Origin of the sequence: Vagococcus proximus (genome assembly GCF_029143285.1) — a bacterium.
GTDB lineage: Bacteria > Bacillota > Bacilli > Lactobacillales > Vagococcaceae > Vagococcus_D > Vagococcus_D proximus.
In genome coordinates this window covers 132,176-157,499 of record NZ_JAPDSH010000001.1, presented here as the reverse complement: position 1 = coordinate 157,499, position 25,324 = coordinate 132,176, and the positions used below count along the sequence as shown (strand labels likewise).

Genomic DNA, 25,324 nt, shown 5'->3' with positions numbered 1-25,324 from the left:
ATAGCACAGAATAACAGCTATATCTAAGGTTTTAGTGAACTATCGCGATTAATATCGGAATAATGAAGAGATACAAGATGAATGTATAAGCTTGTGTTGTCGTTGCAAATTCAGCATCTGCTCCATATCTTTCCGCTAAAACTGGCATTGTATTTTGAGCCGGCATCGCTGATTGTATAATAAAAACTTTTAACATCAAATCTGGTACATGGATGAACCAAGATAATACAATTACAACTAATGGTGATATTAAATAACGACCAAGTAAAACACCGAATGTATCTTTTGTCATACGGAGATTTTTAATCCCTGTTTGATAAATAATCATTCCGATAACAAACATCGAAATTGGTGTTGTTAAATTACTTAAATGTGTTGCAAATTTAGTTAAAACTGGGATTTCTGGAATACCTAGTAACATCCAAATTAAACCAATAATAAAGCCTAACATCGCTGGTGATAACAATAATTTAATAACACCTAATGGATCCATCTTAACTTGTTCAATAGTCGGATCTTGACTATCTCCAGAAATTAAATAAATCCCAACTGTCCAAAAGAATGTTGTATTACAAATATAATAAAGTAAGACGTACGGTACCGATACCTCTCCAAAAATAGCTAAATTAATCGGCAAGCCCATAAATATGGTATTGGATGCGGTAAACATCGTTTTAAAAACACCACGTCTTGTAATTTCAACATTAGTTAAACGTGCATAAACCCAACTAATTCCAAAAGTAATAATAATCGAAAGTGCTGGTAATAGCATCCCTTTGAATAAACTTAAAAATTCATCTCTAGTAAATCGTTCGATAATATTTAAAAACATGTTAAAGGGTAACGCTATCGTCAAAACAAGGTTTGAGAATACCCCCATCAAGTTTTTATCAAACATCCCTCTCCATGACAAAATATACCCCATCAGAACAAGTGCAAATACAACCATAATGTTTAAATACGACTCTAACATCAAATTCCTTCTTTCATTTAGTAATCTATCTCACAAGTATAACATTTAACGAACCAAAAAAAACTTGTAAAATGTGTTATTCACCATTTTACAAGTTTCTATTATACTACATATTTAACTAAATTTTGATACACTCTTTCAACATCTGTCGGTGTCCCTCTTAACTCAAAATCATCTACCATAGGAATATCAAATCGCTCTGCATACTGCTTAGCTGTTAAACAATACTGCCAATTAAAGTTTTTATTCCCACTCCCAACTACTCCAAGACATTTTCGACGATTATCTTTAAACTCGATAAACTCGCTTAATGTATTTGTCATAATTTCGTTTGTGCCATTCTCTGCACCATTTCCACCATCTAAATAGGTAGGAACAAAGGCAAAGAAAGGCTCTGGCATTTCTTCAAATAAACTGTCATCTGTAATCTCTTTAAATGTCACTACTGGCTTAGACCCATCCTCTTCATGACAAGCTATCGCATATTCGCTTAATTTTTTGACAAAAGCTCGAGTATTTCCTGATATTGAAAAAAATAAAATATGGATTGACATTTTCTGACCCCTTTAACTTTATTTAATCACACTCATTAACATAAACAAGTGGCACTCTTTCTGATAAGACACACGGTATTTCATAATTAATCGTTTCAATATATTCAGCAGCTTCTTGGAACGAAATACTATTTCCTTTTCGATCATGACCAAAAATAACAACTTTTGTACCAACTGGATAGCCTTTAGGTAATTTCACCATGCATTGGTCCATACATACTCGACCAACTATCGGACATCGTACACCATCTACCAAGACTTCAAACCCTTGAAAATCACGAGTAAAGCCATCAGCGTACCCTATTGGTAGTGTTCCTATCCATTCGTCTTCACTGGTATAATAGGTCGCACCATAACTTAAGGCTTCCCCTTTTGGTACTTTTTTCACTTGAACAATCTCTGTAATAACAGACATGGCTTGCTCAATTTTATAAGGTGTTTTCAACTCTTTACCTGATGGATTAAGACCGTACATTGAAGCTCCTAAACGAATCAAATTCGATTTCCAATTGTCATGCCATAAAGCTGTTGCTGAATTAGACGTATGAACGTAAGGAATATCTTTTGGAAAAATCATAATTGCTTTTGAAAATCGCTCTTGTTGAACCTTCAAATGTGACTCATCCGCAGAATCCGCTTTAGAAAAATGAGTAAATAACCCTTCTAAATAAAATTGTGGATGCTTTTCTAAAAAGTCTAGTACTTCTTTCATTTCCTCTTCTGTACGTAATCCTAAACGTCCCATACCTGTATCAATTTTTACGTGAATGGCTAATTTACCAACTTCTTCTTTTGGCCATTCTTCCAAGACTGCTTCTAACCACTCTAAACTGATTGCCGCACATGATAAATTTTCTTTAATGACATGATAAACGTAACGAGGATCAACTACACCAAGAATTAAAATTGGCTCTTTAAACCCTGCTTCTCTAAGCTCTAATGCCTCATCTAAGATTGACACACAAAATCCGGTTGCTCCTGCTTTTTTTGCGACCTCTGCAACTTTCACAGCGCCATGTCCATAACCATTTGCTTTTACCACAGCATAAATCTCCGCATTATTTTTGATGTGTTGTTGCTCTGCTTTAATATTATTATAAATAGCCTGACAATTTACGACGCCTTTTGTCGGTCTTAGATAACCTACTGCCATGATAAAGCCCCCTATAAAATTCTATATCTATTCTAATATAGTAAGCCTTACAAGTAAAATTTACTAGTTTTTTCTATTGGCCTTAAGTAATAATTAAAAAAGCCGATCGATAATATCGAACGGCTTTTTCTTTATTTTATAGATTGTTGTAATGCTTTCACATTTTCTTTCATTTCACTGATGTAATCACTACCAGATTTCTGTTTCTCTTTTGATAATCCTTCAAGTGTATTGAGATCAATTAATTTCGCCCCTGTGGCATTTGCAATTGTTTCTGCAATTTTACTTGAGGCTAATTCTTCCGTATAAATATAATCAACTTTATTTTTTTTAACAAAATCTTCAATTTTAGCTAATTCGCTAGGACTCGGTTCTTGATCAGGTGAAATCCCTGAAATTGACACTTGGTTTAAATCATACTGTTTTGCTAAATAACCAAAAGCTGCATGTTGCGTAACAAACTCACGTTTTTTTGCATCTTTAAAAGCTTCTTTAAACGTGTTATCCAATTCTGATAATTTATCTTGATAGCTCTTTGTATTTTCTTCATACGTCGTCTTATTATCTCCATCTACCTCAATAATCCCATCACTAATAGCAGCAACTTCTTTCTTCACAAGAACAGGGTTTAACCAAACGTGAGGATCTAAACCATGCTCATGACTATCATCCGCCTCTTTGTCTTCTTCTGGTTCAGATCCTTCCATTAATTCAATACTATTACTTGCTTCAATTACTTTTGTTTTTTTCTTATCAATGTTTGCTAAAACGCTCTCTACCCACGTTTCCATTTCGTTTGAATTATAAACAAAAACATCTGCATCTTGAATGCGTGCAATATCTTTCGCACTTGGTTCATAATCATGTGGCTCTGTTCCACCGCTGATCAGCATGCTTACATCAGCCTTATCCCCTACAATATTTTTAGTGAAATCATACATTGGATAAAAGGTTGTCACTACTTGTAATTTATCTGATGCTTTAGTTTTTTCTTCATTAGAACCACAAGCTGTTAAAACTAATCCTAAAACAGCTAGTGATAAAAGGCTTACTATTTTTTTCATTTTTCTTCCTCCTTTATTAACTGATGTAATACTCACAATTTATTTGCTCACCACATCGCATTCGTAAACCGTAACTATTACACTTTAGAAGTATACCATATTGATTTACAAATGCAAGAAAAATAAATTAGCTTTATTAGATCAAATTTCATAAATTTAATAGCAAAAAAAGAGAACAAGTCAAAAATATTCAACTTGTTCTCTTTTTTAAGAGACATATTCTTATTTTTTACGTTTTTGATCGAAACTAAACGCATCTTTTACTTTATCCAAGAATCCTTCTTCTTCATCTGGAACTTGGTCGCCACCAGCTTTAGCAAAAGCTTTTAATGCTTCTTTTTGAGCATCATTTAAATTCTTAGGTGTAATGATTTTAACCGTTACTTGTTGGTCACCAGTTCCAGTTCCACGAAGACGGGTTGCCCCTTTTCCTCTTAGACGGAATGTTGTACCTGACTGTGTACCAGCTGGCACTTTTAATTTCACTTTACCGTGAACCGTCGGTACTTCTACTTCATCACCAAGCGTTGCTTGAACAAAACTTACTGGTAAATCATAGTAAATTTCAGAACCATCTCGGTCAAAAATATCACTGTCTTCAACACGGAATACTACGAATAAATCGCCATACGGTCCGCCGTTGATTCCTGCTTCACCTTGTCCTGATAAACGCATTTGTTGACCGTCCTCAACACCAGCAGGAACATTTACTTTCACGCTGTGTTTGCTCTTTGTATGACCTGTTCCGTGACAGTCATTACATGGTGAGGCAATAGTCTGTCCTTTACCACCACATTGATCACACGTTTGTTGTGTCATCATACGACCAAGTGGTGTTTGACGTTCAACTTGGATTGTTCCTTGTCCATGACACTTAGAACATGTAACAGGTGATGTCCCTGGTTTAGCACCGGTACCATCACATGTTTTACAACTGTCTTCACGGTTGAATTTAATCACTTTTTCAACACCAAAAACTGCTTCTTCAAACGTTAGGTCTAATGAGTATTGTAAATCAGCCCCTTGTCTTGGCGCGTTCGGATTAGATGAACGACCGCCACCACCAAAGAATGATTCAAATATATCTTCAAACCCACCAAAACCAGCTCCTCCACCGCTGAAGCCGCCAAAACCGCCGCCTCCGCCGTAGTTTGGATCTGTACCCGCATGACCATACTGATCATACGCAGCTTTTCTTTGAGGGTCACTTAGAATCTCATAAGCCTCAGAAATTTCTTTGAATTTATCTTCTGCGTCAGCTTCTTTATTAATATCTGGATGATATTTTTTAGACAGTTTACGGTAAGCTTTTTTTAGCTCATCCGCTGTCGCGCCCTTGGACACACCTAACACTTCATAATAATCGCGTTTTGCCATGGGTTTCCCTCCACATCTTTTCTAGATTAGTTAGCTTGTCTTCAACTTCATTAGCATACCATAATTTTAGAGATACCTAAACAGTCTACTTAAACTAAATACATATTCTTCCTCAATAAGTAGGAAAAGCCAAAAGCGAGGTGCTTTGGCTTTTTCCTAAATCACTCTTATTTGTCGTCTACTTCTTCAAAGTCAGCATCTACAACATCATCTGCACTACCTTGAGCAGCGTTTGGATCCATACCTTCAGCAGCACCTTGAGCAGCAGCAGCTTGTTCGTATAATTTAACTGTTAACGCTTGAACGATTTCGTTTAATTCGTCACGTTTAGTTTTCATTTGTTCTAAGTCATTTGCTTCAACTGCAGCTTTTAATTCATCACGTTTTGCTTCTGCTTCTTTAACTTCAGCTTCGTCAACTTTACCTTCTAATTCGCCTAAAGTTTTATCAACTGAGAATAATAAAGCATCTACATCATTACGTAAGTCCACTTCTTCTTTACGAGCTTTATCCGCTTCAGCATTTGCTTCAGCATCTTTCACCATTTTATCAATTTCTTCATCTGTTAAACCTGAAGATGATTTAATTGTAATTGTTTGTTCTTTTTGAGTACCTAAGTCTTTAGCAGATACGTTTACGATACCATTTTTATCAATATCGAATGTTACTTCGATTTGTGGCACACCACGTGGAGCAGCTGGAATATCAGTTAATTGGAAACGACCTAACGTTTTGTTATCTGTTGCCATTGGACGTTCACCTTGTAACACGTGAATATCTACTGCTGGTTGATTGTCTGCTGCTGTTGAGAAGACTTGTGATTTACTTGTTGGAATAGTTGTATTACGATCAATTAATTTAGTAAATACTGATCCCATTGTTTCGATACCTAATGATAATGGTGTAACGTCTAATAATACAACATCTTTAACGTCACCAGTGATAACGCCACCTTGGATTGCAGCACCCATTGCTACTACTTCATCCGGGTTTACTGATTTGTTAGCATCTTTACCCGTTTCTTTTTGTACAGCATCTACAACTGCAGGAATACGAGTTGAACCACCAACTAAAATAACTTCATCAATTTCTGATTGAGTTAAACCAGCATCTTTAAGTGCTTGACGTACTGGAATTTTAGTTCTTTCTACTAAATCAGCTGTTAATTCATCGAATTTAGCACGAGTTAAGTTTAATTCTAAATGAAGAGGTCCAGCTTCACCAGCAGTGATGAATGGTAAGCTAATTTGAGTGCTTGATACACCTGATAAATCTTTTTTAGCTTTTTCAGCAGCGTCTTTCAGACGTTGAACTGCCATTTTATCTTGTGATAAATCAATACCATTTTCTTTTTTGAATTCTGCAACTAAATGATCGATGATTTTGTTATCAAAGTCATCCCCACCTAAGTTATTGTCACCAGCTGTTGATAATACATCGAATACGCCGTCTCCTAATTCAAGGATAGAAACGTCAAATGTACCGCCACCTAAGTCAAATACTAATACTTTTTCTTCTTTATCTGTTTTATCTAAACCATAAGCAAGCGCTGCTGCAGTTGGTTCGTTTACAATACGTTCTACTTCTAAACCAGCAATACGGCCAGCATCTTTAGTTGCTTGACGTTGCGCATCATTGAAGTAAGCTGGAACAGTAATAACAGCTTTTGTTACTTCTTCACCTAAGTAGTCTTCAGCAAAACCTTTTAAGTATTGTAACGTCATCGCTGAGATTTCTTGTGGTGTGTATGATTTTCCTTCAACATCTACTTTATAACCCGCTTCACCCATGTAACGTTTGATAGAAGCGATTGTATTAGGGTTTGTAACGGCTTGACGTTTTGCAACTTCCCCTACTTGGATTTCTCCATTTTTGAATGATACTACTGAAGGAGTTGTACGGTTACCTTCTGGATTTGGAATAATTTTAGCTTCTCCACCTTCTAATACAGCTACTGCAGAGTTTGTAGTTCCTAAGTCAATACCAATAATTTTAGTCATAATGTCGTTCTCCTTTTATATGTGAATTTAATTTTTTAACAAATCTAATTTATTGTGCAACCATAACCATGCTCGGTCTTAAGACGCGATCATGTAGGATGTAACCTTTTTGTAATTCTTGAACAATTTCATCAGGTTTTTGTCCGTCTTCAAGAGGTACTGTTTGTACAGCTTGATGTAAATTAGGATCAAAAACTTCACCCTTAGCAGGAATTTCTTCGATACCAGCCGTTTTTAAGGCATGTAATAGACTTTCCATTACCATCTCGATTCCTTTTTTAAGGCTTTCACCTTGTTCATCTGTTACTTCAATTTGTAAAGCACGCTCTAAGTTATCGATAGCTGGTAATAATTCTTTACCTAAATCTTGCGAACGATATTTAGCTGCTGCTTCACGGTCTTTAATGTTACGATTACGCATATTAGCAATTTCTGCTTGCGCACGTAAATATTTATCTTCCATTTCTGAAAGTTGTTCACGTAATAATTCTTCAGTAGATTTTTCAACTGTTTCTTCTTCAGATTGCTCAGTAGTTTTTTCACCGTTCAAGATAGCATCTACTTTAGCTTGCTTTTCCTCATCCGTCTCTACTACTTCTTCTTTTTCTACTTCTTCATGCTTTTCAGTCAATTTCTTAACTCCCTTTCTCTAACCCTATTAACTTAAGGTCACTCTAATAGTCGATAATAGTCAGTTAATTCTTGTGACAATTCTGTTCTAAAAGCATCAACAAGACCTAACATTTTTTCATAGGACATATTCGTTGGCCCTAAAAGAGCAATCGTTCCTTTACCATGTCCGGCTACTTCGTAAGAAGCTGTTATTAAACTCATATTAGTTAGTAAATCATTTTCAAGTTCATTCCCTATCCTAATATCAATATCTGCTTCTGTTGGCGCAATTAATGCCGTAAGTTGATCTGTATTATCCATCAAAGAATAAACAGATTTAAACTGCGACACATCTGATAACACATCCAAATCTAGTAAGTTCATCTTGCCACTTACAAAGACCCTTTCTTCAAAAGCTTGACCCATAATCGTATCAAACAGTGTCATAATCCCTGTTGGACTATGGAAATACTTTTGAAGAATCATTGGAATTTCAGTTCGGAGTTTGTGATAAACAGTTAATAAAGGCTGACCCACTAATTTGTCATTAATAATCTTAATCATCTTTTCAATATCTTCAGCAGAAACGCCGTCTGGTATTGTAAAAACCTGACTTTCTACATTTCCTCGATCTGTCACGATAATTGCCATTAACTGATGATTATTAAGTGGTACAACTCTAAATCCTGTTAACTTTCGCTCTTTTACTTCTGGTCCTAATGAAAAAGCTGTGTAACTCGTTAAGTCGGACAAAATTTGTGCTGATTTTGCAATAATATCATCAATTGCTCGATATTCTTGACCAAAGGCACCCTTTATTAGAGATAATTCCTGTTTACTTACCTCAGAAGGTTTTAACAAGTTATCTACATAATACCTGTAACCTTTAACAGATGGAATACGACCTGAGGATGAATGTGTCTTTTCGATAAATCCAACTTCCTCAAGTGTGCTTAAATCATTCCTGATTGTAGCAGAGCTTGCTTTGATACCTGCATCAACAAGTGTCTTCGATCCGACTGGTACACCAGACGAGGTATACGTTTGGATCAACAAACCCAATATATTTAATTGACGTTCTGTTAGCATCCTCACTCACCTCTTTTATGTTAGCACTCGAAACACCTAAGTGCTAATTACAAGTATAACTATACCAACCCTTTATTTATTTGTCAACAGATTACACTCTTTTTTTAGCACTCTATACCTACGACTGCTAAATTTTTTTCTACTATATTATAATATTGTCAGGCTTAAATATTTTCTTTTTCTAATAAATGGTTCTTGAATTGACTCATAAAAACCATTACATTTTTATACAAGCTCATTTGTTTCCCATTTTAATTTTAATATAATTCAAAAAAACATACAAATAATACCCATTTATCATAAATGAGAATTCACTCGTCACACCAACTAGGAAAGCGCTTCATTATTATGGTAATTTATTAGTCTTTCATACGTTTAATGTATATAAATACAGGTTTCTATTAATTATATCCACTATTAATAGAGTACTCGACCACTATTCTCATTTAAAATTAATAATACTCATAAAATGGTTGTCCAATCCTTGAAATCCACCTATAATGTATGAGACAGAAAAAATAATGAATGGAGTTGTTAATTTTATGGAGAAAAAGAAAAAAAAGTTTAGTTTCCCATCGGCCTATACTGTCATTTTAATCGTATTATTATTAGTTATGGGACTAACTTATTTCATTCCTGCCGGTAAATTTGAAACGATTCAGTACAATGACGACAAGACATTTACAATCGTTCCAGCTGGTATGACTGAAGAAGATGCTAAAAAGGATGCGGCTAACACTGTTCCTGCTGATCAAGAGTTCTTAAAAAATAAAGATATCAAAATCGATATCTCTAAATTTGAAGACGGTTCGATCAAAAAACCTGTAGCAGTACCTGGTAGCTACAAAGAGTTAGACGAAAAACGCCCTGGCGTATTTGGAGCAGTTAAGAATTTCTTACATGCCCCTATCCAAGGTCTTGCTCAATCAATTGAGATTGTAACATTCATCTTAATCTTAGGTGGTATCATTGGGGTTATCAATAAAACAGGTGCCTTCAATGCTGGTATGAATGCTTTATCATTACGTTTAAAAGGTAAAGAAAAATGGTTAATCATCATTATCTCTACTTTAATCGCTATTGGAGGTACAACATTCGGATTAGCAGAAGAAACTGTCGCTTTTTACCCAATCCTAGTACCAATCTTCATGGCTGCAGGCTATGATGCCCTTGTTGCGATTGCCACAATCTACTTAGGAAGTTCTATCGGTTCGATGGCTTCTACGGTTAACCCGTTCTCAGTTGTTATTGCCTCAAACACTGCAGGTATTAACTTTACTGATGGTATGGGCTTACGCTTAATCATGTTAGTTGTCGGAACTATTATGTGTATTGCTTACACTATTCGTTACGCTGAACGTGTTCGTAAGAACCCTTCTGAATCATTAATCTTCGATCAAAAAGAAGAGTTAGAAGCACACTTCTTAAAAGAAACTGTTGATGAAAAAGAACTAATTTTCGATGTTCGTAAAAAAATTCTATTAACAGTATTCGCTGCTTCATTTGTTATCATGGTATTCGGTGTTAAAGATTGGGGCTGGGGATTCGTTGAAATCTCAGCATTGTTCTTAGGCGTTACGTTTATCATGGCTGCTATTAGTGGTCTTGATGAAAAATCATTTGTCGGTGAATTTATTACCGGTGCGTCTGATTTACTAGGAGTTGCTCTTGTAGTTGGTTTAGCCCGCGGGGTTACAATCATCATGGAAGATGCTAAAATTAGTGATACATTAATGTTCTGGTTAAGTAATGGCGTTTCTCACATGAGTGGGGTTGTCTTTACAACTGTGATGTTCTTCGTATTTATCCTATTAGGCTTCTTCATCCCATCATCTTCAGGTTTAGCTGTGCTGTCAATGCCAGTTATGGCTCCACTTGCAGACGTTGTAGGTATCGACCGTGCTATCATTGTTGATGCTTATAACTGGGGTCAAGGAATCATTTCATTCATCACACCAACTGGTTTAGTTCTTGCGTCACTTGCAATGGTTAACATTTCATTCGATAAATGGTTGAAATTTGTTACACCACTTATGATTGCAATTGGTGCACTTGCTATTATCTTACTAGGTGTTGGAGTTTACATCTAAATTTAAAAGTATTAAAAGACTAGAACAACTTGTTCTAGTCTTTTTTAGTTGTCTAATTGTCTAAAAAAGAAACCTATGCCCCCTCATCCCTCATGCTATACTTGCAGAAAAAGGCGGTGGCGATATGAAACTTAAACAACCAACATCTATCAACAGTATCTCCTCTTCATTACTCTTAGTGTTAGCCTCCCTTATCAACCTAACTACCCTATACTTCCACTTGTCATTTACTATCATCATAATAGGATTTTTAGTTTCTCTTTACATTCTCTATTTAGCTTATTACTTTTAAATGACAGTATTGTACTCATTAAATAAAAAATAATATACTTTTTATCTCTAGAAAAAAAGAAAAAGCCACCCAAAATTGGGTTGGCTTTTTCTATTGAATAAACTCTTGAAAGACTTCATTACCTAAGATTAAACCTTTATCGGTCAAACGGATAAAGCCTTGTTCTTCTTTAATTAATCCTTCTTCTTTTAATTTTGGTAAAACAGAAGCATAGATAGTCTCAAGTGGTTGTTCGAACTTATTTTCAAATGAGGCCAATGACACACCCTCGATTTTTCTTAAACCTAAGAACATTTCTTCTTCAATTATTTGTTTACGAGAGAGTTCTTCCGTTTCAATAATCGGTAATCTATCTTCTCGTAAAGGTTGCAAATAATGTTGGATCGGACCATGATTACGGTAACGCTCTGTTCCTAAATAGCCACTGGCTCCGGCCCCAAATCCGTAATAATGCTGATTGTCCCAATATACTAAATTATGCTTGCTTTCAAAACCTGGTTTTGAAAAATTACTAATTTCATATTTAAAGATGCCTGCTTTATCCATTTTTTCAGCTGCTAAATCAAACATATCCCCTTCAATATCCTCTGTCGGTAAATTCAATCTACCTTGTCTTGCCCAATTATTAAAGATAGTTTTGTTCTCTAAAATAAGAGAATACATCGAATAATGAGGCAGTCCTAAAGCAATGGCTTTATCCAACGTGTCTTCAAAATTTTCCAATGTCTGACCCGGTAACGCATAGATTAAATCAATACTTACATTGTCTAATCCAGACTTCTCAACAATTTTCATTGTGTCGTATACATCTTGAGCCGAATGTTTGCGTCCTATTTTTTTTAAAAGTCTATCGTCAAAAGACTGAACGCCCATAGATAAACGATTCACACCATGTGTCTTCATCACCGTTAATTTCTCTTCTGTTAAATCTCCCGGGTTCGCCTCTACAGTAAATTCATTTCCTTCAACAAAGGGTAATAAATCACGTAGTCCTTTTAATAACACATCTAATTGAGAGGCAGTCAGAGAAGTTGGCGTTCCACCGCCCACATATAAGGTGTCCACAACTTGACAGGGATACTTTTCTATTGTTAAACGAATCTCTTTTAATAAGCCTTGGATATATTCATCCACTGGTTGCCCTTTTAAAAATACTTTATTAAAATCACAATAATAGCAAATATGCTCACAAAACGGAATATGTATATACGCTGATACTTTATCTAAAGGCGTTATTTTTTTATCTAACATACGCACTTATCTCCTTTTCACTCTAGAGTTTAATTACTCTATCCTATCTTATTAGAATAACATATTTTCCATAAGAGCGCTCCTGATGTCGTTTATTTTATAACAACAAAAAAGCATGAAACTTAAGATAGCTTCATGCTTTTACTATTAAAGAGTGGAGAAATACTCAGCTGTATCAACTTTATCTTGATTAAGTTGCTTAATCAAACCCTCAACTCCATCAAATTTGATTTCATCACGAAGATAATGGTACCATTCGACAGCTACCTGCTCACCGTAAATATCTTGATTAAAATCTAAAATATTTACTTCAACTGTAATATCACGTCCAGGTTCAAAGGTAATATTTCGACCAATTTGAGCCATTCCTTCATGCCATTTATTTGCTACTTTTATTTTTACTGCATAAACGCCTTTACGAGGTAGACGAGTAAGATGAGATACCTTTATATTAGCAGTTGGGAAACCTAATGTTCTACCACGCGCATCACCGTGAACCACTGTTCCTTCAATACTATAGATATAGCCTAAAAATTCAGTGGCTTTTTCCATATCTCCTGCGGCTAAAAAGTCTCTTATTTCTGTAGAACTCACCTTAACATCATGGTCTTCTAATTTAGGTACTGTAATCACGTCTAACCTATCTTGCGTATAGTTAGGTAAGTTAGCCATAGTCGCAATATCACGTGGTCCATATGTGTAATCAAAGCCTGCTACGACACTTTTAGCATGTAAGCCAACCATATACTGGTCAACAAATGCTTGTGGACTTAGACTTGCAAATGATGATGTAAATTCAATCACATATAAAATATCAACACCTAATTTTTCCATATGGTTTGCTTTTTGTTCAACTGTTGTTAAATAAGTCATCGTTGTAGGGTCAATTTTTTGAAAAACAATTGAGGGATGCTGATTAAATGTCATAACAGCAAGCTTTAACCCTTTAGCTTTCGCTTCCTCTTTACCACGATTAATAACGGCCTGATGGCCACGATGAACACCGTCGAAGAAGCCCAAAACTAATACGACCTCTTCTTTTGGTAATTGGCTCTCATTATACGGATGATGAATTTCAATTATTTCCACGTCAAACGACTCCCTTTAATTACTCATTTCGTAATACTTTTATTGGTTTAATCACTTCTTTTTTATTTGGGTGTTCCCCATAAATACTTACTAGCAAATTATTATAGTGCACTGCGATCAAGTCACTGTAATCTAAATTATCTGGTAATGTTGATTTCATCAAGAAGCCACCATTTTTTACAACTGAATACTGTTGACCTGTTAAATCCAATCGCTGCATAATCGTCATCGCTTTTTCAATAGGTTGTAAGAAGTCTTTCTCTTCTTGTTCCATTTTTTCTGCCACTTGAGCTAACGTTAAACAATCAGCCGCCTTAAATCCACCACTACCAATACGAGTTAAGTCAGACATATGAGCAGGTACACCTAATTTAAGACCCGTATCGACTGACAACGTTCTGACATAAGTCCCTTTACCGCACCCTACTTCAAAACGCCATGACACTGTTTTTTCTTCTTCATTAAATACAGGTTCAGTTGTACGATTAAAATACTCGATTACTGCTTTTCTCTCTGGACGCTCTACTTCTAATCCTTCTCTTGCATACTCATAAAGACGTTTACCATTTACTTTAACAGCTGAATACATCGGCGGAACTTGAGTAATTGTTCCTACCATTTCTGCCATAGCTTTGTCTATCTCTTCTGTCGTCAAATCCATTGGTGCATCTTGGCGGTCAACAATCTCACCACTCGCATCTTCAGTTGTTGTCGAATAGCCTAATGTAATTTCGCCAATATATGTTTTACCACTGTCTTGAATATATTCAATAATTTTAGTGCCTTTTCCGATACAAATCGGTAATACACCATCAACATCAGGGTCTAGCGTTCCGCCATGTCCCACTTTTTTAGTTCTTAGTATTTTTCTTAATTTAAATACGCAATCATGACTCGTCATGCCACGTTCTTTCCATAATGGTAATATTCCGTCCATGTCGTTACCTCACTTTTTTCTAATAACCCGTTTATTATAGCATATTATTCGCCTTATTACTGACTTTCTCGCTTTTTCTTACTCAACAAAAAAACCAACCTAGTTATGACTAGGTTGGTTTTTTATTAATCATTTTTGTTCAAATTGCGAATCAATTCATCAATTCTGTTACCGTAAGCAACTGATTCATCACGCTCAAAAATTAATTCAGGCGTTTTATAGATACGTAAGCGTTGGCCTAATTCTTTACGAATTAAACCAGTCGCTTTATCTAATCCTTTTTGAGCTTTCTGCATATCAGAAGCTTTATCAGAGAGGATACTATAATAAATAGTCGCTTGTTGTAAATCACCTGTCACACGCACATCTGTAATCGTTACGTCTTGGACGCGTGGGTCACGTACACGTTTTTGAAGAATATCATTGACTTCACGTTGAACTTCTTGACCGACTCGTCTATCACGAAATTTAGCCATGAAACTCCCTCATTTCTTTCTTAGGACTTATTTTCTTTTGATTTCGACCATTTCAAATCCTTCAATCACATCATCAACTTTGATATCATTGTAGTCTTCGATCATCGCACCACATTCAAATCCCATTTTAACTTCTTTAGCATCATCTTTGAAACGTTTCAAGCTTGCTAGTTTACCTTCGAAGATAACAATGTTATCACGAATTAAACGAACGCCACAATCACGTTTGATTGAACCATCAGTTACATAACACCCTGCAATTGTTCCAACTTTTGATACTGTATATGTTTCACGGATTAACATTTGACCTGTAATTTTTTCTTCAAATTCAGGTTCTAATAAACCGTTCATTGCTGTTTCGATTTCATCGATAACGTTATAGATAATACTGTGTAAACGAATATCTACTTCATCTTGCTCTGCTTGTTGACGCGCTTGAATTGTTGGACGAACGTTAAATCCAACAACAATCGCACCACTTGCTTGAGCTAATGTTACGTCACTCTCAGTAATCGCACCAACTGCTGAATGGACAATCTTAACACGTACGCCTTCAACTTCAATTTTTTGTAAACTTGCAGCTAAAGCTTCTGCAGTACCTTGAACGTCAGCTTTGATGATAACATTAACATCTTTGATTTCGCCATCTTTCAAGCTATCAAATAAGTTGTCCAATGTTACAACAGTGTTTGTATTACGTTGTTCTAATAAAGCACGGCTTGCTCTTTCTTCCCCTGCTTGACGAGCTGTTTTCTCATCTTCAAAGACAACAAAACGATCGCCTGCTTGAGGAACATCATTAAGACCAGTGATTTCTACTGGTGTAGCTGGGCCAGCTTCTTTATCACGACGACCAATATCATTTGTCATCGTACGAACACGTCCGAAAGTATTACCTACTACGATAGGATCTCCTACACGTAATGTTCCTTGTTGAACTAACAATGTTGCAACAGGACCTTTACCTTTATCTAAACGAGCTTCGATAACACTACCGATAGCACGTTGAGTTGGATCTGCTTTTAATTCTTGAACTTCAGAAATTAATAGAATATTTTCTAATAATTCTTCAATATTAGTGTTATGTTTTGCTGAGATTTCAACAAAAATTGTATCCCCACCCCAAGCTTCTGGAATAAGACCGTGTTCACTTAATTGTCCAATAACATTTTCAGGGTTAGCACCTGGTTTATCAATCTTATTAACTGCTACGATAATTGGCACATCTGCCGCTTTCGCATGGTTAATTGCTTCGATTGTTTGTGGCATAACACCATCATCAGCTGCTACTACTAAGATTGTAATATCAGTAACACTCGCACCACGTGCACGCATGCTTGTGAAAGCCGCATGTCCTGGAGTATCTAAGAATGTAATTGTTTTACCGTCTACTTGAATTTGGTAAGCACCGATATGCTGAGTGATTCCACCTGCTTCGCCATCAGTAACTTTTGTGTTACGTAATGTATCAAGTAATGTTGTTTTACCATGATCGACGTGACCCATGATAGTTACAACTGGTGGGCGTGTTGCTAAGTTTTCTTCTACTAAAGCTTCTGGTTCGAAGAATTTATCGATATCAGCAACGTCAACCGCTACTTTTTCTTCTGCTTCCATACCATAATCAACAGCTAATAATTCAATTGTCTCTTTATCTAGTGCTTGGTTTTGGTTAACCATAACACCCATCATGAATAATTTTTTGATGATTTCAGCTGGCTCACGGTAGATTTTTTTAGAAATTTCTGCAACGTTCATACCTTCTGTATAAACTAAAACTTCTGGTAATTCTTTAAATTTACGTGCTGGAACAGCAGGTTTATTTGACGCTGGATATTGTTTCTTGCGTCCTTTTTTATAACGATTGCGGTTATTGTTGTAGCCACCTTGGCCACCACCACGATAGTTATTGTTATTACGTCCTTGATAGCTGCTACCTTGACCGCCTTGAGTATTTCCTTGACCTTGTGGACGGTTGTTTGTATTGGCTTGACCTTGCGGACGATTGTTTGTATTAGCTTGACCTTGCGGACGGCTATTTGTGTTGTTTTGCCCTTGTGGACGATTGTTCGTATTAGCTTGACCTTGCGGACGGCTATTTGTGTTGTTTTGTCCTTGAGGACGGTTGTTTGTATTAGCTTGACCTTGCGGACGGCTATTTGTGTTATTTTGCCCTTGTGGACGTTTGTTATTTGTATTGTTTTGTCCTTGTGGACGGCTTGTTTTTCCTTGAGCGGAAGAATTAGTTGGTTTATTTGTCATAGAGTTTTGTGTATTGGCACGTTGTTGCGCTGGTTTTGCTGGTGCCTTTGTACTTCCTTTTCTTTGATCTGTATTTTTTGAAGCATGAGGTTGTTTAACCTCAGATTTATTGCCAGTTGTTGCTTTGTTAGACTGGACTGGTTGCGTAGTAGCTGGTTTAGCTTTTCCGCCGAATGCACGTCTTAGTTCTTTTTCTTGGTCGCCGCTAATTGAACCCATATGGTTCTTAACATCCATACCAAGTGAATGAGCCTTATCAACCACAACTTTACTTGATTGATCTAATTCTTTAGCTAATTCATAAATTCTTTTTTTACCCATGCAATCACCCTCCTATTTTGATAACAACTCCTGGAACTTCTTGGCAAAGCCACTATCACATACACCGATAATCATACGACTACGGCCAATGGCAGCACTCAGTTCCACTTGTGAAAACTCATTTATAACAGGGACGTTATAAAAAGTTCCCTTATCTTTAATTTTTTTTATGGTATTGTCACTTGCATCATTTGCCACGAATACTAGTTTAGCTTGTTGATTACGAATATCCGCTAATGTCAATTCTTCTCCTGACACTAAACGGCCCGCTCTCATCGCCATACCTAAAAGATTTAATGCTTTTTCGTTATTTGTCATTTCCGAATAATTCCTGTCTCGCTTTTTGATGACTGACGTAATCTAATAATTCCTGATAAAATTCATCAGTCATCGTCGCATTTAAAGAACGATCTAAAATGCGTTTGTCCCAAGCTTTTTGGACAATAGTCGGCTCAATAGAAATGTATGCGCCTCGGCCTGGCATTTTTCCACTAGGATCAATGGATACAACACCTTCCTTAGAACGTACAATACGAATCATTTCTTTTTTAGACTTCATGTCGCCTGATACAACACATTTTCTTAAAGGAATTTTACGTTGTTTCATCTCTATCGCCTCCTATTTTCTACTCTTCGTTTGAAGAAACTTCTTCTGTAACGTCTTCCGTTACGATTTCTTCTACAACTTCTTCAGCAGTTACTACTTCAACTGGTTCTTCAACAGTCACTTCTTCTTCAACAGGCATTGCTGCTTGTTGTTCACGAATCGCTGCCATATCAGTTTCAGATTTAATATCTACTTTTAAGTTTGTTAATTTAGCTGCTAAACGGGCATTTTGACCACGTTTACCAATCGCTAATGATAATTGATAATCAGGAACCACTACCGTACATGCTTTACCACTCTCATCAAATGTTACTTCAACGACTTGTGCAGGGTTTAAGGCATTTGCAATGTATACTGCTGGGTCTTCATTCCACTCAACAATATCCATATTTTCACCTTTTAACTCATTAACAATCGCTTGAACACGTTGACCTTTTTGACCGACACATGTTCCGACAGGATCAACGTTTTCATCTTGAGAACGCACTGAAACTTTAGCACGGTCGCCAGCTTCACGAGCCACGCTTACGATTTCAACAATTCCATCATAAACTTCTGGAATTTCTTGTTCGAATAGACGTTTTAATAAGTCTGGATGACTACGGCTAACAAATACTTGTGGGCCTTTTGAGGTATTTTCAACTTTAGATACGTAAACTTTGATACGGTCATGTGGTTGATAAACTTCGTTAGGAATTTGATCTTGGCGAGATAATACCGCTTCAATTTTACCTAGATTTACATAAATATAACGATGGTCTTGTCTTTCAACAATTCCTTGCATGATTTCATTTTCATAAGCACTGAATTCGTTATAAATGATTGTTCTTTCAGCTTCACGAACACGTTGTAAAATAACTTGTTTTGCTGTTTGTGCAGCAATACGTCCAAAATCTTTTGGTGTTACTTCAAAACGAACTGTATCACCTAATTCATAGGCACCATTTAATTTTAAGGCTTCATCTAAACTCACTTCTAATTGTGAATCCATCACTTCTTCTGTAATTTCTTTTACAGCATAGACATGAATGTTACCTTTTTTTGAATCGAATTCAACTTCAACGTTTTGTGCTTGTCCATAGTGACGTTTGTAGGCAGATACTAACGCTGCTTCTAATGCTTCAATCACTATCTCTTTTGAAATGCCTTTTTCAACTTCCAATGCATCCAAAGCATTTAACATTTCTTTACTCATCTTTTACTTAGCCTCCGTTATCTTTATGCTGGTTAAAACTGAATCGCTAGTCTTGCCTTAGCAATATTGCTACGGTCGAAAGTGATGTCTTTAACTCTAGTTTTTATTTTTACTGTTAAGGTTAACGTCTCAGGTGTTAATTCTTTCAACGTCCCTTCGAATTGTTTGTCTTTTTCCACCATAGAATATAATGAAATATGAATGTACTCTCCTAGAGCATTTTCATAATCTGATTCTTTTTTAAGTGGACGTTCCGCTCCAGGTGACGATACTTCTAAGAAGTATGCTTGTGGGATTGGATCCGGATCCATAAGGTCCATTGCATCACTAAGTTTTTCACTAACTAGGGCACATTCTTCAATATCTATGCCATTCGGTTTATCGATAAAGACTCTTAGAAACCAGTTTTTACCTTCCTTCACGAATTCTAAATCTGCTAATTCAAAGTTTTGCTCTTCCAAAATTGGTGTGACAACCTCTGTAACAGTTTCCACTACACTACTCAAATCATTCGCCTCCTTCACGGGAATCTGCTTGTCTATCAAAAAGAGTGAGCGGGGTGCGCTCACTCTTTCGACAGTATCAATCTAGGAATATTATAGCATATGTTTTCAGAAAACTCAACTTACCATGCATTATATCTACATTACGGTGACAGTTAAGGTAAGGTTAAGCTTTTTAAATTTCCCATAAGACCTTTAGTATTTCTTGCTAGCCCACTCTAAACTCCACTATACTTGACTCATATTAAAAGGAGTTGTTATTTATGCTTACTATTACATTATTTGTTATACTTATCTCTCTATTTTGCGGTTACGGATATTGGACTAATCGTCAACTTGATACCGAGAACTTAATAATAACAACAAAAGACTTGCCTACACCCCTAGAAGACCTTAAAATTACCCATATTTCTGATATTCACCTCCGACGTTTTAGAATTGATATCGACCTTTTCATACAACGTATTAAAGATACTCAACCTGACTTTATTTTTATTACAGGGGACACCATAGACCGAACTGAAGACTTAGATACCTCACTTATTCAAACTGTTATCACTCAAATTGCTGTAATTGCGCCTACTTTTGTTATTGAAGGAAACCACGAAACCTCATGTAACAATTATCAAAAATGGCGAAAGCTTATGCACGACTCTCATGCTACCCTTTTAGAAAATGAAGCCATCATTTTGACTCATAACGGACAAGAATTTGGCATCGTTGGTCTGAAAAACACTGTAACAACACTTGATTCTGAACTTATAGATAGTCTAGAAAAACTTCCAACTGTCTTTGTTTTAGCTCATCATCCAGAATTGTTCTCAGACTATGTTAAAAACCTTAGTAGACTTCCCCTTGTAGCTATCTTCTCTGGACATGCTCATGGCGGACAAATCCGGATTCCTTACATAGGTGGTCTTTTATCACCACATCAAGGTACTTTTCCTCGTTACACTAGCGGATGCTACAACCATCCTAATAGTACTGCTCAATTAGTGGTCAGTCGTGGTTTGAGCAATAGCCGTTTCCCTTTTAGAATTAATAATAAGCCTCATCTGATTTCCATTACATTAAAAAGAACCTAACCAGTAAACTGGTTAGGTTCTTTTTTTATAACATATCAAACAGTGACAATTGGTTCTCATCTGGTAAACCTTCTAAGACACCATTATCCGTCATGTATTCGATTAATGTCTTCGATACTTTACCACGAGTAGCTAAATCTTCTTTAGATAAGAATTCTTGTTCTTCACGCGCTACCATTATTTGTTTCGCCACGTTATTCCCCAAACCAGGAACCGCTCTAAATGGTGCTATTAATGAATTACCTTCTATTACAAAATTTTCTGCATCTGATTTATATAAATCAATCATTTGGAACGTATAACCACGCTCTAACATTTCATTACACAACTCTAATACAGTCAGTAAATTCTTCTCTTTAGTAGAAGCTTCTCGGCCTTTATCTTTAATTTCTTTCATTTGAGTTTTGACTGCTTCTTTACCTTTTGACATTGCGACCAAATCAAAATCATCCGCACGTACAGAGAAGTATGCTGCATAATAAAGGATTGGATAATAAACTTTGAAATAGGCTACACGTAGCGCCATTAAAACATAAGCTGCCGCATGGGCTTTCGGGAACATGTACTTGATTTTCAAACATGACTCAATATACCATTCCGCAATCCCTACATCACGCATCTCTTTTTGCCAATCTTCAGGGATACCTTTCCCTTTACGCACACTTTCCATAATCTTAAAGGCAAGACCATCTTCCAACCCATTGTGAATCAAGTAAACCATGATATCATCACGACAACCGATTACTTCTGCCAGTGTTGTTTGACCTTTACTAATCAGTTCCTCAGCATTACCTAGCCATACATCAGTACCATGTGACAGTCCTGAAATTTGTAATAACTCAGCAAATGTCGTTGGATGAGTTTGTTCTAACATCCCACGTACAAAGTGTGTTCCAAATTCAGGAATACCTAAAGAGCCCGTCTTAGAGTATATCTGATCTGGCTCTACGCCAAGTACCTGTGGGCCTGAGAAAATTTTCATCACTTCAGGATCATCGGTTGGAATTGTTTTAGGATCAATCCCTGATAAATCTTGCAGCATTCTGATAACCGTCGGATCATCGTGACCTAAGATATCAAGTTTTAATACATTATCGTGAATCGAATGGAAATCAAAATGGGTTGTTTTCCATTCTGAATTTTGATCATCTGCTGGGAATTGAATTGGTGAAAAATCATAAACATCCATATAATCAGGAATAACAATAATCCCCCCTGGATGCTGTCCAGTCGTTCTTTTAACACCAGTAGACCCTTTTGCCAAACGATCGATTTCAGCATTTCTAAAGTTGAGGTTATTATCACGTTCATACCCCTTTACAAATCCATACGCTGTCTTATCAGCAACTGTACCGATAGTTCCCGCACGGTAAACATACTCTTCACCGAATAATACTTTCGTATAGTTATGAGCTTCCGCTTGATAATCTCCTGAGAAGTTCAAATCAATATCGGGAACTTTATCCCCATGGAAACCAAGGAAGGTTTCAAACGGAATATCATGTCCGTCTTTAAATAAACGAGCACCACATTCAGGACATGGTTTTTCAGGTAAATCAAAACCTGACCCTACCGAACCATCTTCAAAAAATTCAGTATATTGACAGTCTGGACATCTATAATGAGGAGCTAGAGGATTAACCTCTGTGATACCGGTCATCGTCGCAACAAAACTTGAGCCTACCGAACCACGAGACCCTACTAAATAGCCATCTTCCAAACTCTTGTGAACAAGTTTTTGAGATATCAGATAGATAACCGAGAACCCATTCCCGATAATACTATCCAATTCCTTTTTCAAACGTTTCTCAACGATATCTGGTAGTGGGTCACCATACAGTTTTTTCGCCTCATTGTAACTCAAATCTGTAATTTCTTGTTCGGCCCCTTCAATCTTCGGCGTATACAAGTCATCTTTTACTGGGGTAATCTCGTCAAACCAACTGGCTACCAACTGTGTATTCGTTACAACAACACGCTTGGCTTCTTCCTCACCCAAGAATGCAAACTCATCTAACATTTCGTTCGTTGTTCTAAAATGAACTTCAGGTAAACTATGGCGGTTTAAAGGACTAGCTCCACCTAATGAATTCACAAGAATCTTACGATAAATACCATCTGTTTCATTTAAGTAATGAACATTCCCTGTTGCTACTACAGGTTTCTCAAGTTCATCAGCAATCTTAATTAAGTTTGTAATAATCTCTTCTAAATCATGCTCATTTTTAACCAACTCTTGCTCAATAAGTGGCGCATAAACTGGCTTAGGCATTATTTCAATATAATCATAGAACTTAGCTCGCTTCTTGGCTTCTTCTACCCCTTTTTGCATCATCGCTTCAAAAATTTCACCACCACTACATGCCGAACCTACAACTAAACCTTCGCGTAATTTCGATAATTGCGAACGAGGAATACGAGGTGTTCTATAATAATAATCAATATTAGACATTGAGATTAGTTTAAATAGATTTTTAAGCCCTGCTTGAGTTGTCGCCATGATAGTCGCATGGAAAGGACGGGCACGTTTATAAGAATCCCCTTCACCAATATGCTCATTTAATTCATCATGATACGTAATACCATGTTCTTCTTGTGCTTTTTTCAAGAATATCCAACACAAATGTCCTGTTGTTTCTGAATCATAAATCGCACGGTGATGTTGTTCCAAATTAACGCCATATTTCTTAGCTAACGTATTTAAACGATGACTTTTCCACTCAGGATGTAAGAATCGAGACAATTCAAGGGTATCAATCACTGAATTAGGAGCTTCTTCTATATCGTATTTTTCATAACTGGTGTTTAAGAAGCCCATATCAAAACTAGCATTGTGAGCTACTAAAATATCGTCGCCACAAAACTCTTTAAATAGTCTCAGTACTTCCTCTTCTGATTTCGAACCGCGTACCATATCATCAGTAATACCAGTTAAGTTAATTGTGGTTTGAGAAAGAGGATGACCTGGATCAATGAATTCTTCAAACGTTTCAATAACATTTCCTTTATGCATCTTAACTGCGGCTAACTCAATTATCGTATCATAAACCGCAGATAACCCTGTGGTCTCAACGTCAAATACAATATAAGTCGAGTCTGTTAAAGATAGGTGTCGAGGATTATAGGCAATCGGCACACCATCATCTACGACATTAGCTTCAATCCCATATAAAATTTTAATACCATGTTTTCTTCCAGCTCCATGAGCATCAGGGAAACTTTGAGCACCATAATGGTCCGTTATTGCAACTGCCGGCATGCCCCATTTGGCAGCTTGAGCTACTAACTCACTGGCACCAGTTATGGCATCCATTGTACTCATATTAGTGTGCATATGTAGCTCAACTCGTTTGCTATCAGCTGGGGAGGTATCCACACGACCTTTTTTATGAACTTCCATCATATCTCTAGCGTTCAAAACTAAATCTCTCGCATAGGTATCTTCTTGAATACCACCACGAACTTTTAGCCACATCCCTTTTTTGATAGCTGCAAATATAGCTTCATCTTTTTCACCATTTGAGAATTTCTTCACTGAGAATGATGAGGTATAATCAGTGATTTTTACTGTTAAGATTTGACGCCCCGAACGTAAATCACGAACCTCGACATCAAAGACATATCCTTCAATAACAACACTGCGTTCCTCTTCGGTTATATCGGCCATCGACATGATCATTTCACTAGGATTAATCGGTTTACCCATTTGAATGGGTCCGTCAAGTGCTGTTGGTTCACTTTTTTTCTTTTGTTTCATTTGTTCATTTTTTTCCATGGCAGCTGCAGCTTCAGCCATCATGCGTTCTTGTTGCTCTTGTTGACGTGCCATAAAGGCTTCTTTATTAGCTTCCGCTTGAGCCAAGTTAAGCTCAGGAATAATTTTTATTTTTGGAAACCCAAATGAAAGATAAGCATCCTCAACAGCTGGCAAATATTGCTGCTTCAAATAATCAATAACCCCTTCATTTTCCACTAATAAAACGACTTTACCGTCTTTATAAAGAGGGACTTGTCCTCTTAGTGCACTATCAACAACCGAACGGTTACAATTTGACGCCTCAATACTCAAGTCCCAATAACTTTGAATTTCATCTTCCGTTACAGTAGTTTGGTCACTTGCAATCGTCATTCTAACTTTTGCAATATCTTTAAAGGCCATCTCCAATCTTTGGCTCATTAAACGGTATAAATTAACGGGTAAAATAGTATCAAATTTTAAATAGAAATCCCAACATCGACTGATTTTATGGACCACTACTTTTTCAACTTTTCCATTTAAGAGGGCTGGTTGATTTCTAAACGTTTCTTCTAAACCCATTTGATCCAGAAGTTTTTCAAATAATTCTGTTGGATTTAATGACATATAAGCTCCTCCTTTTCTTTAGTCAAAAGAA

At 36.4% G+C, this 25,324-nt stretch carries 20 protein-coding genes; 2 read left to right on the top strand and 18 right to left on the bottom strand.

The genetic code is table 11. The annotated features are described in order from the left end of the window. Positions 1–31: 31 nt before the first annotated feature. From OL233_RS00760 to hrcA, 8 genes are all read right to left on the bottom strand, one after another. Entirely contained in the window at positions 32–973 is a 942-nt protein-coding gene (locus tag OL233_RS00760; RefSeq protein WP_275470465.1) for an AEC family transporter, read from the bottom strand. A 101-nt stretch (positions 974–1,074) separates the two neighbouring features. Further along, positions 1,075–1,521 carry a class Ib ribonucleoside-diphosphate reductase assembly flavoprotein NrdI gene (nrdI, locus tag OL233_RS00755; protein ID WP_275470824.1) on the bottom strand — a complete coding sequence of 149 codons (447 nt, stop codon included), beginning with the start codon at positions 1,519–1,521 and terminating at the stop codon, positions 1,075–1,077. Positions 1,522–1,549: 28 nt separating this feature from the next. Further along, a complete protein-coding gene (gene alr, locus OL233_RS00750) occupies positions 1,550–2,680 on the bottom strand; it encodes an alanine racemase (protein WP_275470464.1) in 1,131 nt (376 codons plus the stop codon). A gap of 131 nt (positions 2,681–2,811) precedes the next feature. After that, on the bottom strand, positions 2,812–3,744 hold the full coding sequence (locus OL233_RS00745; RefSeq protein WP_275470463.1) for a metal ABC transporter substrate-binding protein: 933 nt from the start codon (positions 3,742–3,744) through the stop codon (positions 2,812–2,814). Positions 3,745–3,966: 222 nt separating this feature from the next. Then, positions 3,967–5,121 carry a molecular chaperone DnaJ gene (gene dnaJ, locus OL233_RS00740; protein WP_275470462.1) on the bottom strand — a complete coding sequence of 385 codons (1,155 nt, stop codon included), beginning with the start codon at positions 5,119–5,121 and terminating at the stop codon, positions 3,967–3,969. Between the two features lie 167 nt (positions 5,122–5,288). After that, a complete protein-coding gene (dnaK, locus tag OL233_RS00735; protein WP_275470461.1) occupies positions 5,289–7,121 on the bottom strand; it encodes a molecular chaperone DnaK in 1,833 nt (610 codons plus the stop codon). Between the two features lie 49 nt (positions 7,122–7,170). After that, on the bottom strand, positions 7,171–7,752 hold the full coding sequence (gene grpE, locus OL233_RS00730; RefSeq protein WP_275470460.1) for a nucleotide exchange factor GrpE: 582 nt from the start codon (positions 7,750–7,752) through the stop codon (positions 7,171–7,173). Positions 7,753–7,790: 38 nt separating this feature from the next. After that, positions 7,791–8,822: a heat-inducible transcriptional repressor HrcA gene (hrcA, locus tag OL233_RS00725; protein WP_275470459.1), complete on the bottom strand. Its 1,032-nt coding sequence runs from the start codon at positions 8,820–8,822 to the stop codon at positions 7,791–7,793. A gap of 542 nt (positions 8,823–9,364) precedes the next feature. On the opposite strand from hrcA, the gene OL233_RS00720 reads away from it, so the two are divergent. Continuing rightward, positions 9,365–10,912 carry a YfcC family protein gene (locus tag OL233_RS00720; RefSeq protein ID WP_275470458.1) on the top strand — a complete coding sequence of 516 codons (1,548 nt, stop codon included), beginning with the start codon at positions 9,365–9,367 and terminating at the stop codon, positions 10,910–10,912. 382 nt (positions 10,913–11,294) lie between these two features. On the opposite strand, the gene hemW is transcribed toward OL233_RS00720, so the two are convergent. From hemW to rimP, 9 genes are all read right to left on the bottom strand, one after another. After that, on the bottom strand, positions 11,295–12,455 hold the full coding sequence (gene hemW / locus OL233_RS00715; protein WP_275470457.1) for a radical SAM family heme chaperone HemW: 1,161 nt from the start codon (positions 12,453–12,455) through the stop codon (positions 11,295–11,297). 147 nt (positions 12,456–12,602) lie between these two features. Further along, positions 12,603–13,544, bottom strand: coding sequence for a riboflavin biosynthesis protein RibF (gene ribF / locus OL233_RS00710; protein ID WP_275470456.1), 942 nt, complete (start codon positions 13,542–13,544; stop codon positions 12,603–12,605). Positions 13,545–13,563: 19 nt separating this feature from the next. Continuing rightward, complete coding sequence (gene truB, locus OL233_RS00705; RefSeq protein WP_275470455.1) at positions 13,564–14,481, bottom strand: tRNA pseudouridine(55) synthase TruB; 918 nt, start codon at positions 14,479–14,481, stop codon at positions 13,564–13,566. 125 nt (positions 14,482–14,606) lie between these two features. Beyond that, on the bottom strand, positions 14,607–14,957 hold the full coding sequence (rbfA, locus tag OL233_RS00700; RefSeq protein WP_126831016.1) for a 30S ribosome-binding factor RbfA: 351 nt from the start codon (positions 14,955–14,957) through the stop codon (positions 14,607–14,609). A gap of 27 nt (positions 14,958–14,984) precedes the next feature. Next, positions 14,985–17,540 carry a translation initiation factor IF-2 gene (infB, locus tag OL233_RS00695; RefSeq protein WP_275470454.1) on the bottom strand — a complete coding sequence of 852 codons (2,556 nt, stop codon included), beginning with the start codon at positions 17,538–17,540 and terminating at the stop codon, positions 14,985–14,987. 12 nt (positions 17,541–17,552) lie between these two features. Continuing rightward, a complete protein-coding gene (locus tag OL233_RS00690) occupies positions 17,553–17,858 on the bottom strand; it encodes a YlxQ-related RNA-binding protein (RefSeq protein ID WP_275470453.1) in 306 nt (101 codons plus the stop codon). Next, entirely contained in the window at positions 17,848–18,147 is a 300-nt protein-coding gene (gene rnpM, locus OL233_RS00685; RefSeq protein WP_275470452.1) for an RNase P modulator RnpM, read from the bottom strand. Before rnpM ends, OL233_RS00690 begins: the two co-directional genes overlap by 11 nt. Positions 18,148–18,166: 19 nt before the next feature. Beyond that, entirely contained in the window at positions 18,167–19,342 is a 1,176-nt protein-coding gene (gene nusA, locus OL233_RS00680; protein WP_275470451.1) for a transcription termination factor NusA, read from the bottom strand. Between the two features lie 32 nt (positions 19,343–19,374). Then, on the bottom strand, positions 19,375–19,848 hold the full coding sequence (rimP, locus tag OL233_RS00675; protein ID WP_126831021.1) for a ribosome maturation factor RimP: 474 nt from the start codon (positions 19,846–19,848) through the stop codon (positions 19,375–19,377). Between the two features lie 260 nt (positions 19,849–20,108). On the opposite strand from rimP, the gene OL233_RS00670 reads away from it, so the two are divergent. Further along, positions 20,109–20,930 carry a metallophosphoesterase gene (locus tag OL233_RS00670; protein WP_275470450.1) on the top strand — a complete coding sequence of 274 codons (822 nt, stop codon included), beginning with the start codon at positions 20,109–20,111 and terminating at the stop codon, positions 20,928–20,930. Positions 20,931–20,955: 25 nt separating this feature from the next. Here OL233_RS00670 and OL233_RS00665 read toward each other — a convergent pair whose 3' ends face one another. Further along, on the bottom strand, positions 20,956–25,293 hold the full coding sequence (locus OL233_RS00665) for a PolC-type DNA polymerase III (RefSeq protein WP_275470449.1): 4,338 nt from the start codon (positions 25,291–25,293) through the stop codon (positions 20,956–20,958). Positions 25,294–25,324 lie beyond the last annotated feature (31 nt).

Excerpts from the sequence above, each read along its gene's own strand:
- OL233_RS00760 (WP_275470465.1), bottom strand. The coding sequence starts at position 973 with ATGTTAGAGTCGTATTTAAACATTATGGTTGTATTTGCACTTGTTCTG.
- alr (WP_275470464.1), bottom strand. The coding sequence starts at position 2,680 with ATGGCAGTAGGTTATCTAAGACCGACAAAAGGCGTCGTAAATTGTCAG.
- OL233_RS00745 (WP_275470463.1), bottom strand. The coding sequence starts at position 3,744 with ATGAAAAAAATAGTAAGCCTTTTATCACTAGCTGTTTTAGGATTAGTT.
- dnaJ (WP_275470462.1), bottom strand. The coding sequence starts at position 5,121 with ATGGCAAAACGCGATTATTATGAAGTGTTAGGTGTGTCCAAGGGCGCG.
- dnaK (WP_275470461.1), bottom strand. The coding sequence starts at position 7,121 with ATGACTAAAATTATTGGTATTGACTTAGGAACTACAAACTCTGCAGTA.
- hrcA (WP_275470459.1), bottom strand. The coding sequence starts at position 8,822 with ATGCTAACAGAACGTCAATTAAATATATTGGGTTTGTTGATCCAAACG.
- OL233_RS00720 (WP_275470458.1), top strand. The coding sequence starts at position 9,365 with ATGGAGAAAAAGAAAAAAAAGTTTAGTTTCCCATCGGCCTATACTGTC.
- hemW (WP_275470457.1), bottom strand. The coding sequence starts at position 12,455 with ATGTTAGATAAAAAAATAACGCCTTTAGATAAAGTATCAGCGTATATA.
- truB (WP_275470455.1), bottom strand. The coding sequence starts at position 14,481 with ATGGACGGAATATTACCATTATGGAAAGAACGTGGCATGACGAGTCAT.
- rbfA (WP_126831016.1), bottom strand. The coding sequence starts at position 14,957 with ATGGCTAAATTTCGTGATAGACGAGTCGGTCAAGAAGTTCAACGTGAA.
- infB (WP_275470454.1), bottom strand. The coding sequence starts at position 17,540 with ATGGGTAAAAAAAGAATTTATGAATTAGCTAAAGAATTAGATCAATCA.
- OL233_RS00690 (WP_275470453.1), bottom strand. The coding sequence starts at position 17,858 with ATGACAAATAACGAAAAAGCATTAAATCTTTTAGGTATGGCGATGAGA.
- rnpM (WP_275470452.1), bottom strand. The coding sequence starts at position 18,147 with ATGAAACAACGTAAAATTCCTTTAAGAAAATGTGTTGTATCAGGCGAC.
- nusA (WP_275470451.1), bottom strand. The coding sequence starts at position 19,342 with ATGAGTAAAGAAATGTTAAATGCTTTGGATGCATTGGAAGTTGAAAAA.
- OL233_RS00670 (WP_275470450.1), top strand. The coding sequence starts at position 20,109 with ATGCTTACTATTACATTATTTGTTATACTTATCTCTCTATTTTGCGGT.
- OL233_RS00665 (WP_275470449.1), bottom strand. The coding sequence starts at position 25,293 with ATGTCATTAAATCCAACAGAATTATTTGAAAAACTTCTGGATCAAATG.